Genomic DNA, 14638 nt, shown 5'->3' with positions numbered 1-14638 from the left:
GTTAAGCCGTAACCCGAGAAGATTGTGGTTGAAAATCTCGGGTTACGCTGTGCTGACCCTAGTCTAAATAATCGCTGACCCCACGATTTTATCTCATTAAAAAATAAGTCCATAATTCAACTTGCTACCCCCATTCTAAATTATGGTATGCCTTTATTTGCTTTTTCTACTAAAAATTGTCAAAAATTAAGTAAAGTAGACAGAAGATTCCCCCTTGCTTATTTAATTTTTAAAGGACTAGGGGCCGTTGACAATTGACTAGGCTGAGCCAAAACGACTAGATTTCAGATACCGAAACGCAAATACAGGAAGTAGGTGAGTATCGATTGCATTAGATCAAGTCATTTTTGGCCAGGATAGACGAATGGTCAGCAGACACAAGATTCATCTGGAATTTTAAGAAGTGATTATAAACTGCTGTTCTCACGGAGGAGAAAAAAATGTCCTATGATTCGCGTTCAATTGCTACAATAATAAGTGACGATTCTGATTTTACAGAAAAAGGTTCTGAGGCTTGTTTGTTACCTTCTAAACCTCATTCTTTTTTTTCGTGTGTTGGGCTAAGAGCATATTCTTTTTTTAATCGATCAAAATTTACTTTAGTTTTTCCTGATTCTTATAGCAAGATTTGGAATAAAATAGGTGGAGATTCTAATTACAGAAGAATTAAAGCATTGCTTATAGACTATACCAAAGAAAGTTGCATCTTTGGTTCTTTTATTGGGCGTATTATTTTTGGCCATTGGAATAGACATCATGTTGAAGCGGTAAGTAAAATTATCGCGAATATATCAGTTAAGGATTATTATGAGTCTGCGGATGAAATTGTCTCTGACTTGAAAATATTAAAACCTGAAAAGGGAGGATCTTTGTATTATCGAATCAAATTTATTGAAATGAAATTAGAAGAACAACTAAAGTATGATTTTAAATTCACACATTGAAGAAACAGTTGAGTTTATAGTGAGTAAGCTCATGGTATTGGCCTGAACAATAACTGTTTTTTTAATTTTAAGGTAATGGAGCTGTTTTGATGTCTGATCCCTATATTTTGGTTTTATATTACTCGCGTACTGGTTCTGTAGCCCAGTTAGCCCAATACATAGGGCGTGGTGTAGAGCGTGTTGTGGGTATTGAAGCACGATTAAGAACGGTACCGCCTGTATCTACTACGTGTGAGGCAGTAGATAAAGCGATTCCAGATAGTGGCGCACCCTACGCGACTTTAGATGATTTACGTCATTGTCACGGACTTGCTTTAGGAAGCCCAACTCGTTTTGGAAATATGGCTTCTCCTATGAAATATTTTCTGGATAGTACATCATCTTTATGGTTGGCCGGCGATTTAGTGGATAAGCCTGCTTGTGTTTTTTCCTCTTCTGCCAGCATGCATGGTGGTCAGGAAACTACTCTGTTAAGCATGATGCTGCCTTTGTTTCATCATGGCATGGTCTTATTAGGAGTTCCTTATTCTCAACCGTCTCTAAATGATACAGTTACCGGTGGAACTCCCTATGGGGTGACCCATGTTTCTGGAGTGGCAAATGATCGACCTCTGAGCCAGGATGAAATTAATCTAGCAAAACATCTGGGCGAGCGTTTGGCTCGGGCAGCCCTTAAATTAAATGAAGAAATGCGCTAACTGGGGTGATGCAGCTCAGAATTATTTGACCATAATATCCTGGGTTTCATTGTGTTTCACCAGGATACAATAAATATTAAGTGAAAAAAATGAAAGTAATTAGTTTTAATGCCAATGGAATCCGTTCAGCGGTACGTAATGGATTTAATGAGTGGCTTGCAATTCAAGATGCTGATTTTGTCTGTATTCAAGAAACGAAAGCTCAACCGGAGCAATTAATTCCTGAAGAGTTATATTATCCACGCGATTATTTTTGTGACTATTATTCAGCGCAAAAGAAAGGGTACAGCGGGGTGGCAATTTATGCCCGTCACAAACCTAATCGTGTCGTGAAAGGGATGGGCTTTGACTATTGTGATAATGAGGGACGATACATTCAATTTGATTATCCCAAATTCAGTATTATCTCACTTTATTTACCTTCAGGTACTAGTGGTGATGAACGTCAGACGGTTAAATATGATTTTCTCAAACAATTTGCCGAACATTTAATAAAACTAAAAAATGAAGGCCGCGAGCTGATTTTATGTGGTGATTATAATATTGCTCATAAAAAAATTGATTTGAAAAATTGGCGGGGCAATCAAAAGAACTCAGGATTTTTGCCTGAGGAACGCGCTTGGATGGATGAATTGTTTGGGACTATGGGGTTTGTTGATGCGTTTCGTGTGCACAATCAGGAAGAGGAGCAATATACCTGGTGGTCTTTTCGAGGGCGTGCATGGGAAAAAAATGTGGGGTGGAGAATTGATTATCAAGTAATTACTCCTGGCCTTACTGCGGATGTAGTTGACAGTCGTATTTTTCGGGAAGCCCGTTTTTCTGACCACGCTCCTTTGCTCATTGAATATAAAGGAGATTGGTGTGCTTAAATTAGCAAGTTGGAATGTGAACTCATTGAAGATAAGACTGGAGCAAGTATTACAGTGGCTTGAGTCTACTGGCGTGGATGTTCTTGCCATACAAGAAACGAAGTTGCTTGATGAAAAATTTCCTGTAACAGCGTTTACTGAGAGAGGCTATCACGTAGTGTTTTCAGGGCAGAAAACGTACAACGGTGTTGCCGTCATTAGTCGATATCCTTTATCTGATGTTCTTACCGATATCCCTGATTTTGTGGATCCCCAACGCCGCATAATAGCTGTTACTGTTGCAGGTATCCGTCTAATCAATTTATACGTTCCTAATGGTTCGGAATTAACTTCCGACAAATATCAATATAAGCTGAATTGGTTGCAAAAAATTATCGCATTTATTCAACAGCAAATGAATGTTTTCCCGAATATGGCTGTAGTTGGTGATTTTAATATTGCTCCTGAGGATCGCGATGTTCATGACCCTGTTGAGTGGATGGGGTCTGTGTTGGTAAGTCCTGCTGAACGGGAAGCGTTCACGCAATTATTGCAACTTGGGTTTCATGACAGTTTTAGAAATTTTATTCAGGAGGAACAATCATACAGTTGGTGGGATTATCGTGCAGCCTCTTTTAGACGTAATCGGGGTTTACGGATTGATCATATTTTGCTGAGTAAACCGCTGAATGCACTATGCAGGCAATCAGTTATTGATAAAGAACCGCGCAAAGCAGAAAGACCATCTGATCATGCACCCGTTTGGGTTGAGTTAGATTTGAATGTGGGGTAGACAAGGGTGAGAGTTCGTTGGTAGCAGTCAATCCCTGATCTGCCCTAACGGGCACCTTCTCCCTTGTAGGGAGAAGGGAAGGATGATTCACTTAATGGGTGCTAATTCCACACCGGCCACTCGTTCATCATTTATTTTGCAACGTTTCAAATAAAAACCAAATTCGACGTTCTGTTTCATCAATATAAACTTCCAGGATACTTGTGGTGGCAAAATCATTTTTTTTACTGCACACTTCATGGACCTTTCTCATGTTTTTTAAAAAACTCTTGTTATCTTCCAATAGATTTTGCAGCATATCCTCTGCAGACAAGGTCTCATTAGCATCCTTAAGTGTCTGTAATTGTTTGATTTGTCCAATAGAATGGATTGTTCTTTCTCCTAATTTGCGTACACGCTCTGCTAAAACGTCCACCATTGCGAAAATTTGTTCGCTTTGTTCATCTAATAAAAGATGATAATCCCGATAGTGGGGACCCGTCATATGCCAATGGAAATTTTTTGTTTTAACGAATAAAGCAAATGTGTCAGCAAGGAGTGGATTAACCGCTTCAGCAATTCTACGACGATCTCTGATATCGAGGTCATTTGGTGTTTCAAGCTTATATAATTCCAATTTTTTCATTTTAATTCCTATTAATTGAATATGTTTTTATAAGAGTAGACCATCATTGCTAATTTGTGATGCATATTGGTTAAAAAGTTACTGCAAAAAGTGCGGCTAACCTAAGAAATTTGATATAATTCTATTTGTGAAGCCTGTATGGTTCATCACTTCGTGCTATGATTAACTATGGAGTTATATTTGCTTGTTTGCATTTCATTTGGGCAAATATAGGGGAGATGGTATCAGCTCTGTTTCGATATAAAAAATTGCTTTACAGATATTTTTCTGCTATTGTCTTGCGTCATTTGTCGAGTATGGTGCTTGGCCTTGGGTTCAGGTGGCGATACTCATTATTATAGAGAGTAGTATTATGAAGGCATCAATTCATCCTGAATATAAAACAGTTAAGGTTACATGCAGTTGTGGCGAGCAATTTGAAACTCGTTCAACTTTATGTAAAGATTTGAATATTGAAGTATGTTCACAATGTCACCCTTTTTATACTGGTAAGCAAAAACTCGTAGATACTGGAGGACGTGTGCAGAAGTTCCGCGATCGTTATAGCCAGCGTGCTACGCAAGCGAAAGACGAAAAGAAATAAGGCGCGTGGTTTTGCGCCTTATTTATGTATACTTCACTCGAAGTATAGCTTATTGACAGATTGTTCCTGCAGTGCTAATTTGCGTTGGTTGTAGGTTCTTGTCGTTCAATTCTTGTTTCAATCCTCATCATGTTATGGCTGTTTCTCTTGATTACTTAAGAGTTTCATAGTCAGATGTTTGTGTGTGTCCATGACACTTCGGTTGGAATGAATTGATAAGGGTTTGGTAGGATTTTTAGACCTTACTAAGTTTTGTTTTATATGTAAGAGAGTGAGTATTTTGGATAATGAAGTTTTAAAGCAGTGCGCATTAGATTATCACGAGTTTCCAACCCCTGGAAAACTTGGTGTTCATATTACCAAATCAACTGACTCTCAGAGTGATTTGTCTCTGGCTTATACGCCTGGTGTTGCCGCTCCAGTGATTGCAATAGCAGAAAATCCCGAAGATGCTTATCGTTACACGAATAAAGGAAATTTAGTCGCAGTAATGACCAATGGCACTGCGGTGTTGGGTTTGGGAGATCTTGGGCCTCTCGCCAGCAAGCCAGTTATGGAAGGTAAAGCAGTATTATTCAAGCGTTTTGCTGGCATTGATGTATTTGATATAGAAATTGATGCGCATGATTCGCAAGCTTTTATCGCTACGGCAAAACGTATTGCCCCCACTTTTGGGGGGATTAATCTGGAAGATCTTAAAGCCCCTGAATGTTTTGAAATTGAGCAGGCTTTAATTGAGCAGTTGAATATTCCAGTATTTCATGATGACCAGCATGGTACAGCCATTGTTGTTGCGGCGGCGTTGCTTAATGCTCTTGAGTTACAACAAAAAAAATTAGCTGATGCAAAAATTGTGTGTATTGGCGCAGGTGCGGCAGGAATTGCTTCTATGCGATTACTGGTTGCTTTAGGTGCTCATAAAGAAAACATGTTGCTTTTAGATACTAAAGGCGTCATCCATTCAGGTCGTGCTGATCTAAATGCTTATAAATTCGCTTTTGCACGTACAACTGAATGTCGAACTTTGGCTGATGCATTGGTTGATGCCGATGTATTTATTGGTGTTGCTAAGCCGGATTTATTAGATGCTGATTTATTGAAATTAATGGCACCTAACCCTGTTATTTTTGCTTTGTCTAACCCTGATCCAGAAATTAGACCTGAATTAGCTTTTAAGGTACGTGATGATTTAGTCATTGCGACTGGGCGTAGTGATTATCCTAATCAGGTTAATAATGTGTTGTGTTTTCCTTATATATTTCGTGGTGCGTTGGATGTACGCGCCAAGTGTATTAACCAATCAATGCAAATTGCGGCAGTTGAGGCTATTCGTCAACTGGTGCATGAGCCGGTTCCCCAGGTAGTAAAGGACAATTACCCAGGTGTTACGCATTGGGAGTTTGGCCCTAACTATATTATTCCCAAGCCCATAGATCCTCGTTTAAGAGAACGAGTTCCCGCTGCTGTAGCTCAGGCTGCGATAGCAAGTGGCGCAAATCAAATGAGTTGTAATTTAGAATAAAAGTAGTCCTGCGTGTAATAAGGTATCTCGAGGTGTAACCATATGCCGGATGAGCTATGCCTGATAACATTCAGGATAACAATAGGTGAATTATAAAGATAAGAGTTTTCACTGTAGAATTGAAAACAGTAAATGCTCTTGCTTTACAAATATTAAGGAGATTGCCTTGATTTCTGAAAACCGTAGAAATTACGCATTAATTGGATGGCTTATTTGTGGTCTTGGAGCCTTGTTTTACAGTTATGAATATTTGCTTCGAATAGCACCTAGTGCGATGGAAAGCGCTCTCCGTGAGCATTTTAATTTGTCAGCTACTGGGTTTGGACACATTTCATCGGTATATTATTATGCCTATGTCCCTATGCAATTACCTGTAGGGATTATGATGGACCGATATGGCCCGCGAAGATTATTAACCTTTGCTTGTTTAATCTGTGTCATTGGAACTTTTTTATTCACAGGGACAACTTCTTTTTGGGTTGCCGCCTCTGGACGTTTTTTAGTTGGTTTAGGTTCTGCGTTTGCGTTTGTCGGGGTGTTAAAGTTGGCAACAATCTGGTTGCCTGAGAATAAACTTGCTATGGTTTCAGGTCTTACTTCGGCGTTAGGAACAGTAGGAGCCATGCTGGGCGATAATTTTTTAGAATTATTTGTTAATCAATTAGGATGGATTAAAACCTTAAATATGACCGCGTTCTTCGGGATTGTCTTAACTTTTCTTTTATGGTTAGGCATTCACGATAAAAAAGGTCGATACAGACAAAGTGGTACTGTTCCTGATTTGAAAAGAGGTTTAGTTGATTTAAATATAATAATCAGTAACAAGCAGATATGGATTAATGGATTATATGGTTGTATGGTGTATCTCCCTACAACAGTGTTTGCTGAATTATGGGGTATTCCTTATTTAAGGAATGCTCATGGGTTGTCTGCGCATGGTGCTGGTTTAGCGAACTCATTGCTCTTCTTAGGTTTTACTGTAGGTGCTCCTCTAATGGGTTATTTTTCTGACCGAATTGCGCGCAGAAAATTACCTATGTTTTTAGGTGCTAGTGTTGCTACGGTGCTTATGCTGGTTATCTTATATTTCCCTGGTTTGACCGAAACGAATGTCCAGATACTGATGTTTTTCCTGGGTCTATTTTATAGTGCACAAGCAATCGTATTTGCTGTCGGAAGAGAGTTGAGCCCTGGGGAAGCAGCGGGTACAGCAATGGCGTTTACGAATATGATTGTCATGCTCGGTGGTATGTTATTGCAACCTTTAGTAGGACATTTATTGGATTTCAGCTATTCCTTACGGAGTGGCGCTTCAATCTCTTCAGCATTGGTTGTTGAAAATGTTAATCGGTTATACAACATGACTGATTACCGCATAGCGCTTGCTTTTATACCGCTCAGTATGTTAATTGCCGCTTTATTAACCTTCTTTTTAAGGGAAACTCACGCTCATGCACCTAAATAATATCGTTTCAAGAAAACAATTGCTTTATGGTATGTTTATCTGCTTTGTTGGGGCTGTTTTTTATTGCTATGAGTTTATCTTACGCATTATTCCTGGTGTTTTACAGACTGAGTTAAGCATTGCTTTGGGGCATATTTCTGCGACTACTTTTGGTCAGATATCTGCCTTATACTATTTTGCATACTCTCCAATGCAAATGCCTGTAGGCATGCTTATGGACCGATTTGGCCCTAGACGGCTTCTAACTTTTGCCTGCATCTGTTGTACTGTGGGTTCCTGGATGTTTTCCCTGACTTCGTCCATGTTTTTGGTAGGGGCAGGGCGTTTCTTAGTGGGCTTTGGTTCGTCTTTTGCGTTTGTGGGAGTATTGTCTCTTGCCTTACACTGGTTGCCCAGACGTTATTTTTCTTTAGTCGCGGGTCTGATGACTACTTTAGGCATGTTAGGTCTTGTCTATGGTGAAGTGAAGATTACTGAATGGTCTCAGAGTATAGGTTGGGAACAGGTATTATTCTTAATCGCAATAGTAGGTGCTGGATTGAGTGTATTAATGTTGCTTGTGGTTCGTGATGGGCCTGAGGGACATCATCCTAATCGACATCCTTTGCCAGAATTCTTTCAAAATGTGCTTAAAGTATTAATGGCTCCTGAGGTTTGGGTCATCGGTTTTGTCGGTGCTTGTTTGTATACTTCTTTGTCTGTATTTGGCGAGCTGTGGGGAAAAACTTATTTAGAACAAGCACACGGTTTGACTAAGGTTGAGGCTGCTAAAACGGTTTCTGCAGTTTTTCTAGGTTGGGCAGTTGGTGCTCCTATAGCTGGTTATTTATCGGATCATACAGGAAGACGTTTGTTGCCTTTGGTTTTAGGCGCAATTTTAGCCTTGATTTGTATTAGCATTGTATTGTACTGGCCAGGTCTATCCTACGTCAGTTTGAATGTTTTATTGTTCTTGTATGGCGTATTTAGTGCCACAGAAATTATTGTATTTATCATGGCTAAAGAATGCAGTGGTGCTTTATTATCCGGTACGGTATTTGCCGCAACAAATATGATCGTAACGCTTGGTGGGGTAATTTTCCAACCCCTAGTTGGTAAATTACTGGATACTTTTGGTGACAGTGGTATTGTGGAAGGAGAGCATATTTACACGGTAGTAGACTATCAGGTCGCTTTATCCATATTGCCTCTTTCATTATTGCTCGTTACTATCCTTGCTTTCTTTATCAAAGATCATAAAGACCATCCAATTAATAATTAGCGTGAAATTTACATCGCCTGGTTGCTTGCGACCAGGCTTTATATCATCTAGAGATTAATTAAATATAGCGATTAATTCTTTTACCGGTCGGCGTAATGCACCCTGACAATTAATAAAACGTGATACGGGAAAACTCTTGATTTCTGCTTTCCTATAGTGGTATCGAGTAAATTCGGTGTCGTGATTGGACAAAATAACTGGGATACCTTTTGCTGCTGTTTCTTTAGCCAACTCAGTTAGTTCTATTTGATCTTCTGTGGTAAATAGTTTTTTAGTGTAGGGTAAATGGTGTGATTTCTCTGAAAGGAGTACGTAAGGAGGGTCGCAATAGATAACATCACCCCGCTCTGCATATTCGAATGTTTTTCTAAAGTCATTATGGATGAATTCGGCGTGTTGGCTTTTTCGGTGAAAAAGCTGCATTTCCTTATGTGGGAAATAAGGTTTACTGTACAGCCCAAATGGTACATTATAAAAGCCCTTGGAATTATAGCGACATAATCCATTATAACCATGCCGGTTCAGGTAAAGAAAAAGTGCGGATTTTTGTGGTGAATGAGCTGAGTCATTAAAATCAGCTCTGATTTGATAATATTTTTCTTTCTGATTGAATTCAGGTGTGAAATAGGTTTCGCAGAACTGAATAAACGCATCTCCTTGTTGTTGCAAAGTGGTATAAAGATGAATTAAATCAGGATTACTTTCTGCCAACAGATAGGACGAATAATTCGCATTCATAAAAACAACGCCTGAACCAGCAAAGGGCTCAATTAAACGTTTACCCTGAGGAAGAAAGGGAATAATCTTTTCCAGGCAGTTGTATTTACTACCTGCCCATTTAAGAAAAGGTCTTATTTTCACCATAGGTTTTACCACGATTTATTCAGAAAGAAGTATTGCTTATTTTTAAGAAAAAAAACAGAATTTTTTTTTGTTGAAAGATTAGGAACTGTTTCCATGATCGCTGATCACTATTCCAAAATTATAGGAAATAAAGGGTGATCCATGGGGGCTCCTGCTGGAAGTTGTTCGAATAAACCTGGGAAATCAGGCGAGGTAACCCATTTTCTTGGGTCATGCGTTATATCATCACCGAGAAAACGTACCGAAAATACTCTTCGTCGTTGATTATAATTCACTCCATTCGCAGAATGAAGCGTGAGCATATGGAAGCAAACCACATCACCAGGACTTATTGCCCAACCGATAATAGGGTAATCTTCACGTGTTGCATCAATATCAGGCAGCTCAGCGAGGCTTCCCTCAGGAAACCATTTTGCTTGATTATCCATAAAAGAGCGAGGCATAAGCCAAGGTCCCAAATGAGAACCCGCAACGAACTCTAAAGTGGAAGTGTGTGGCACTGGATCAACAGGTATCCATAAACTGCAATTTTGTCTTCCTTCAATGTTGTAATAAGGCTGATCTTGGTGCCAGGGAGTTCTTTGCCGAGTACCTGGTTCTTTGACTAAAAGATGGTCATGATAAAGTCGAGCTTGTTTACTCCCCATGAGTTTCTTTGCAATAAGACTAATCGGTGATGCAAAAATAAATTGCTGGTAATGAGGATTGGTTTGCCAAGTGCAAAAATCCTCAATGAATAGTCCTGGATCATCACTGTTACTTGCAATTTTAACCCTAGGGCTAGGTGATTTTAGGTTGAGTTCAATACCTTCACGAAGTAATTCTATTTCTTCAGAGCTTAAAATTTGGCGAATGCAAACGGCCCCATCCTTTTGATAAGCATCAATCTGCGCCTGAGTAACAGCCGCCTCAACACGCTGGATAACTTGTTGAGAAATGGAATGGTTTTTCATGGGTAATCAGCAAAAATGTGCTACTTGCATTGATAATACTAAACTTTACGAAAAAGAACTATTTCTAGAGGAATTTACTATAAGGGGGCAAACTTCCTAAGCTATACATGTTTTTTTCAACAAAGCTGCAGAAAAATAAAATGGGAACAACTACTTAATTTAAATAATTCATGAGCGTAATGCAAAGTTATGATATTTTACAGCTTTGCTAAAAAAAAGGATTTGTAAGTGCCTCAGTTGAGATTAAGTTCCAGTGAACGAAAAATTATTTTCCTTGCTTCTTTGGGTGGTGCTTTGGAATTTTATGACTTCGTCATTTACGTTATTTTTGCACCAATAATCAGCCAAATTTTTTTCCCAGAAACCGACCCATTGGCTTCTCTGATGAGTGTGTATGCCGTTTTTGCAATTGGTTATTTAATCCGTCCCCTAGGAGGAATTGCCTTTAGCCATTTTGGAGACAAATACGGTCGTAAGAAAACTTTTATTTTCTCAGTTATCCTGATGGCTGTCCCAACGGTCCTTATTGGCTTTTTACCCACTTATCAGCACATAGGAATATTTTCGAGTATTCTTTTGATTTTTTTGCGTTTATTGCAAGGATTATCAATTGGAGGTGAAATTCCTGGGGCATTAACTTTTGCTTGTGAACATGTGAATCCTCGTTCTCGAGCACTGGCCTGCGGTGTGATTTTTTCTTTTCTTAATTTAGGTATTTTTCTAGGGGCTCTGATTAGTTTAATCCTCACGAATCAACTTTCAAATGACCAATTGCTAAACTTCGGTTGGCGCCTCCCATTTATATTGGGAGGCCTGCTTGGCATATTCAGTTTCTTCATTCGTAAACGGTTGGCCGAAAGTCCCTTATTCCTCGCATTTAAGAATTCAACAGAGAATAAGCGAATTCCTTTTATTGAAGCAATTACCTTATACTGGCGAAAGATTTTACAAGGTATCGGTTTAACCTGCTTGGGTTCCGTAATGATTAATTTATTATTCTTATATATGCCCACATATCTTTCAACAATCCTTGCTTATCAGAAACAGCAAGCGACCTTATTTAATACGATTAACTTGGGTTTCTTTTCTTTGCTACTGGTATTTTTTTGCTGGTATAGTGCTCGAGTGGGGCGTAAGTTAGTTCTTTTAGTTGGTGCGATAGGTTTTATTTTATTAAGTCATCTCTTATTTATTATTTTAGCCAAGCAAACCACTTTATCACTGACCATTGCTTTAGCTATTTTTGCTATTTTGAGTAGTTCTATTATGGTTTATCCCAGCTTGCTGGTTGAATTATTCCCAGTCTCTATTCGATATACCGGGATTGCTATTTCTTATAATCTTGCATTTGCTTTTTTCGGAGGTTTAACCCCGTTTATTGCTACTTATTTAATCGAAAAATTGAACACGAATCTTGCCCCCAGCTTTTATTTGATGGTGAGTGCAATTCTGTGTTGTATCGCCCTATTAACTATTAAAAAACTTGATGCAGAAACGGAGGTTTCATTGTGAATTTGGCAGTAAAAGCGTTTGTCTTTTTCAGTTTATTTTGTTTGTTGCCTTTAGCAAATGCAATGAGGCCTTTTATTATTGATACGGATGTGGGGGTGGATGATGAATTGGCAATTCTTTATTTGTTAGCACAAAAAGATATCGATATTAAGGCGATAACCGTAGTGGGCACTGGCGAGGCTCATTGTGCGGCAGGATTAAGCAATGTTGCTGGATTGCTTGCCTTAATGCATCATGAAAAAATTCCACTAGCCTGTGGGCGTAATAACCCAATGACTGGAACGCATCAATTTCCAGATTGGTTACGGAAACTCGCTGATAATTTAGTAGGTGCTGCAGATTTACTGCCTAAAGTTAAGGTGATGCCCACGCAGAATGCAATACAATTGCTGGAAACTACTTTAAAAAACGCAAAAGAGCCTGTTGAGATTTTAGCAATTGGTCCGTTAACCAATCTGGGCGAGCTTGTGGCCAAAAAGCCAGAATTAAAAAATAAAATTAAAATGATTTATATTATGGGGGGAGCAGTAGATAGTCCAGGCAATTTGGTGGAAGTGGATCACTCAATTAAAAATACCACTGCAGAATGGAATATTTATATTGATCCTTATGCTGCAGATAAAGTATTTCGGTCAGGCATCCCTATTACCCTGGTTGGCCTGGATGTGACTAATCAGGTTCCTGTGACAAAGGCTTTTTATGAAAAATTGAAACAAAACCAAACGAATCTGGCCAATCATTTTTTCTATGAACTTTTTCATCATAATGAAGCGGAAATCTTTGAGCATAAGTGGTATTTTTGGGATGTACTTTCTGCAGTAGTAGCCTATGATAATTCAATCGTTCAATCCCATTATAAAAAATTGCGTGTGGTATTAAGTCCAGAGGAGCGCTCGGGGACTACTGTAGTGGATAAAAAGGGTAATACGGTGCGAGTCTGTACTTCAATCAATCAACAACTCTTTGAAGATATTTTAATGGATACATTAAAGAAGAAAATGTCCTAATGTGGTGTGCAGCGTAACTCCATGATCCGGGCATCGCGAGGATCTCCATGACCTGACACAGAGTCAAGAGAGGAGATCCCTCGTGGCCTCGGAATGACAGTAAAAAATCCAGGGCTTGCTAAGCTTCACCCCGGTTACAAAACAGTTCTTAATGAGGAACAGAACGTTCTTCTTCAAAAAATTCTACTTTACCTGTCTTGATATCATGCACACCAGCTACAATTCCAATTTGTTTTTTACTAATTAAATCGTTGATTATTGGACTTCTATTTTGAATTTCCCTAACGATCCTTAAAGCATTGGCTTTCGCGATTGCATCGATTAATTTGGGATCAGCACAATTTTTTGTTTTTTGTTCGTCCATACTTTCTTGCACAACGGGCTTAATTTTGTCTAAAACATCAGTGAGATGTCCTAGTTGCACTCCACTACATGCACCAGCCACCGCGCCACATGAAGTATGCGCCAAGACTACAATGAGGCGAGAACCCGTTACTTTAGTTGCAAACTCCATACTGCCAAGAATATCGTCATTGAGTACGTTTCCAGCGACGCGTAAAGTAAATAAATCAGCCAATCCTTGATCAAAAAATAATTCGGGAACACTGCGTGAATCCATGCAATTGAGCACTACTGCAAATGGGTATTGACCATAAGAGGATTGATGTGCTTGCTTTAAATAATCTCTCGTTACTTGGGTGTTGGTTAAAAAGCGTTGGTTTCCGTCTTTCAAGCGTTGCAGGGCTTGTTTCGGTGTCATCTGTTGTTGTTTTGCTTGAGTTATTGTTTTACCTAAAATAGGTGTTTCTGATGAATTGGCAAAGCTTGTGGAAACACCAATAAAACCCAGTATTAAAATTCGTATCAGATACTGCATCGTCATCCTCCGTTTTTAATTAGAAATCGTCCTTTTATGGATAATAAACTTAATCTCGCATCGAGTACACGTGTTTGTAAAAATAACCATTCAATACCCCTTGAAATTTGATAAAACGCCTCAATTTTTTGGATATGTCAAATAACAATTAGGAGAAAGTGATGAGTATCGTAAGACGTGATTATTTTCCTGTATACAATGAAATTGGCTCCTTATTAGACAATTTTTTCAGAGGGCACCAATCAGACTCTTCAATTGTTGATACCAGTACATGGGCGCCTCCTGTAGATATTAAAGAAGAAAAAGATCGGTTCTTAGTACTTGCAGACATTCCTGGAGTGAATAAAGAGGACATACAAATATCTTTAGAGCATAATATCTTAACCCTCCGTGGAGAGCGTTACTTTGAGAAAACAGAAAACAAAGATGACTATACACGTATGGAGCGTTCTCAAGGTCATTTTTACCGTCGCTTTAGCTTACCGCAAACTGCTGATGACGCAAAAATAAGTGCTAAATACAAACAAGGCGTTTTGGAAATTTCAATTCCTAAAAAGGAAATGGCGGTTGAGAAAAAAATTGATATTACTGTAGAGGAGTAATGAGGCGACAAAGCCCGGAGCATTGTAATTGTAGTCTGGGTGAAAGCGAAATCCGAGTTAGGCTTCGCTGCATCCAGGTTC

15 protein-coding genes are annotated in these 14638 nt (G+C 39.0%); 11 read left to right on the top strand and 4 right to left on the bottom strand.

The window, feature by feature from the left end:
* The first annotated feature begins 440 nt into the window (after positions 1-440).
* The 4 genes from EL022_RS14965 to xth all read left to right on the top strand — a co-directional run bounded on the left by EL022_RS14965 (position 441) and on the right by xth (position 3286).
* Complete coding sequence (locus tag EL022_RS14965; RefSeq protein WP_028379805.1) at positions 441-944, top strand: DUF5617 domain-containing protein; 504 nt, start codon at positions 441-443, stop codon at positions 942-944.
* An 89-nt stretch (positions 945-1033) separates the two neighbouring features.
* Positions 1034-1642 carry an NAD(P)H:quinone oxidoreductase gene (wrbA, locus tag EL022_RS14960; RefSeq protein WP_028379806.1) on the top strand — a complete coding sequence of 203 codons (609 nt, stop codon included), beginning with the start codon at positions 1034-1036 and terminating at the stop codon, positions 1640-1642.
* A gap of 89 nt (positions 1643-1731) precedes the next feature.
* Positions 1732-2514: an exodeoxyribonuclease III gene (locus EL022_RS14955; RefSeq protein WP_028379807.1), complete on the top strand. Its 783-nt coding sequence runs from the start codon at positions 1732-1734 to the stop codon at positions 2512-2514.
* Positions 2507-3286: an exodeoxyribonuclease III gene (gene xth, locus EL022_RS14950; protein ID WP_028379808.1), complete on the top strand. Its 780-nt coding sequence runs from the start codon at positions 2507-2509 to the stop codon at positions 3284-3286. The genes EL022_RS14955 and xth overlap by 8 nt, the downstream gene beginning before the upstream one ends.
* Positions 3287-3413: 127 nt before the next feature.
* Here the strand turns inward: xth and EL022_RS14945 are convergent, their stop codons facing one another.
* Complete coding sequence (locus EL022_RS14945) at positions 3414-3911, bottom strand: Dps family protein (RefSeq protein ID WP_028379809.1); 498 nt, start codon at positions 3909-3911, stop codon at positions 3414-3416.
* Between the two features lie 352 nt (positions 3912-4263).
* Between EL022_RS14945 and rpmE the strand changes: the two genes are divergently transcribed.
* From rpmE to EL022_RS14925, 4 genes are all read left to right on the top strand, one after another.
* On the top strand, positions 4264-4494 hold the full coding sequence (gene rpmE, locus EL022_RS14940) for a 50S ribosomal protein L31 (protein ID WP_028379810.1): 231 nt from the start codon (positions 4264-4266) through the stop codon (positions 4492-4494).
* Between the two features lie 280 nt (positions 4495-4774).
* A complete protein-coding gene (locus tag EL022_RS14935) occupies positions 4775-6016 on the top strand; it encodes a malic enzyme-like NAD(P)-binding protein (protein ID WP_028379811.1) in 1242 nt (413 codons plus the stop codon).
* Positions 6017-6182: 166 nt separating this feature from the next.
* Complete coding sequence (locus EL022_RS14930) at positions 6183-7481, top strand: MFS transporter (RefSeq protein WP_028379812.1); 1299 nt, start codon at positions 6183-6185, stop codon at positions 7479-7481.
* Positions 7468-8742 (top strand): MFS transporter, encoded by a 1275-nt coding sequence (locus tag EL022_RS14925; protein ID WP_028379813.1) that lies wholly within the window; start codon positions 7468-7470, stop codon positions 8740-8742. The genes EL022_RS14930 and EL022_RS14925 overlap by 14 nt, the downstream gene beginning before the upstream one ends.
* A 54-nt stretch (positions 8743-8796) precedes the next feature.
* On the opposite strand, the gene EL022_RS14920 is transcribed toward EL022_RS14925, so the two are convergent.
* Together EL022_RS14920 and EL022_RS14915 are read right to left on the bottom strand one after the other, a co-directional pair.
* The gene (locus tag EL022_RS14920; protein ID WP_028379814.1) at positions 8797-9606 is read right to left on the bottom strand and encodes a DNA adenine methylase; all 810 of its coding nucleotides are present in this window, start codon (positions 9604-9606) and stop codon (positions 8797-8799) included.
* A 107-nt stretch (positions 9607-9713) separates the two neighbouring features.
* A complete protein-coding gene (locus EL022_RS14915) occupies positions 9714-10559 on the bottom strand; it encodes a phytanoyl-CoA dioxygenase family protein (protein WP_028379815.1) in 846 nt (281 codons plus the stop codon).
* Between the two features lie 228 nt (positions 10560-10787).
* Here EL022_RS14915 and EL022_RS14910 point away from each other — a divergent pair, with 228 nt between their 5' ends.
* Together EL022_RS14910 and EL022_RS14905 are read left to right on the top strand one after the other, a co-directional pair.
* Complete coding sequence (locus tag EL022_RS14910; RefSeq protein ID WP_028379816.1) at positions 10788-12071, top strand: MFS transporter; 1284 nt, start codon at positions 10788-10790, stop codon at positions 12069-12071.
* The gene (locus EL022_RS14905; protein WP_051544378.1) at positions 12068-13078 is read left to right on the top strand and encodes a nucleoside hydrolase; all 1011 of its coding nucleotides are present in this window, start codon (positions 12068-12070) and stop codon (positions 13076-13078) included. Before EL022_RS14910 ends, EL022_RS14905 begins: the two co-directional genes overlap by 4 nt.
* A 148-nt stretch (positions 13079-13226) precedes the next feature.
* Here the strand turns inward: EL022_RS14905 and EL022_RS14900 are convergent, their stop codons facing one another.
* Positions 13227-13961: a carbonic anhydrase family protein gene (locus EL022_RS14900; RefSeq protein WP_028379818.1), complete on the bottom strand. Its 735-nt coding sequence runs from the start codon at positions 13959-13961 to the stop codon at positions 13227-13229.
* 155 nt (positions 13962-14116) lie between these two features.
* On the opposite strand from EL022_RS14900, the gene EL022_RS14895 reads away from it, so the two are divergent.
* Positions 14117-14557: an Hsp20/alpha crystallin family protein gene (locus EL022_RS14895; RefSeq protein WP_028379819.1), complete on the top strand. Its 441-nt coding sequence runs from the start codon at positions 14117-14119 to the stop codon at positions 14555-14557.
* The last annotated feature ends 81 nt before the right edge of the window (positions 14558-14638 follow it).

The sequence above is a fragment of the Legionella cherrii genome (genome assembly GCF_900635815.1).
Lineage (GTDB): Bacteria > Pseudomonadota > Gammaproteobacteria > Legionellales > Legionellaceae > Legionella > Legionella cherrii.
This window is presented reverse-complemented; position numbering and strand designations above follow the sequence as displayed.

Excerpts from the sequence above, each read along its gene's own strand:
- EL022_RS14925 (WP_028379813.1), top strand. The coding sequence starts at position 7,468 with ATGCACCTAAATAATATCGTTTCAAGAAAACAATTGCTTTATGGTATG.
- rpmE (WP_028379810.1), top strand. The coding sequence starts at position 4,264 with ATGAAGGCATCAATTCATCCTGAATATAAAACAGTTAAGGTTACATGC.
- EL022_RS14955 (WP_028379807.1), top strand. The coding sequence starts at position 1,732 with ATGAAAGTAATTAGTTTTAATGCCAATGGAATCCGTTCAGCGGTACGT.
- wrbA (WP_028379806.1), top strand. The coding sequence starts at position 1,034 with ATGTCTGATCCCTATATTTTGGTTTTATATTACTCGCGTACTGGTTCT.
- EL022_RS14915 (WP_028379815.1), bottom strand. The coding sequence starts at position 10,559 with ATGAAAAACCATTCCATTTCTCAACAAGTTATCCAGCGTGTTGAGGCG.
- EL022_RS14895 (WP_028379819.1), top strand. The coding sequence starts at position 14,117 with ATGAGTATCGTAAGACGTGATTATTTTCCTGTATACAATGAAATTGGC.
- EL022_RS14965 (WP_028379805.1), top strand. The coding sequence starts at position 441 with ATGTCCTATGATTCGCGTTCAATTGCTACAATAATAAGTGACGATTCT.
- EL022_RS14920 (WP_028379814.1), bottom strand. The coding sequence starts at position 9,606 with ATGGTGAAAATAAGACCTTTTCTTAAATGGGCAGGTAGTAAATACAAC.
- EL022_RS14900 (WP_028379818.1), bottom strand. The coding sequence starts at position 13,961 with ATGACGATGCAGTATCTGATACGAATTTTAATACTGGGTTTTATTGGT.
- EL022_RS14945 (WP_028379809.1), bottom strand. The coding sequence starts at position 3,911 with ATGAAAAAATTGGAATTATATAAGCTTGAAACACCAAATGACCTCGAT.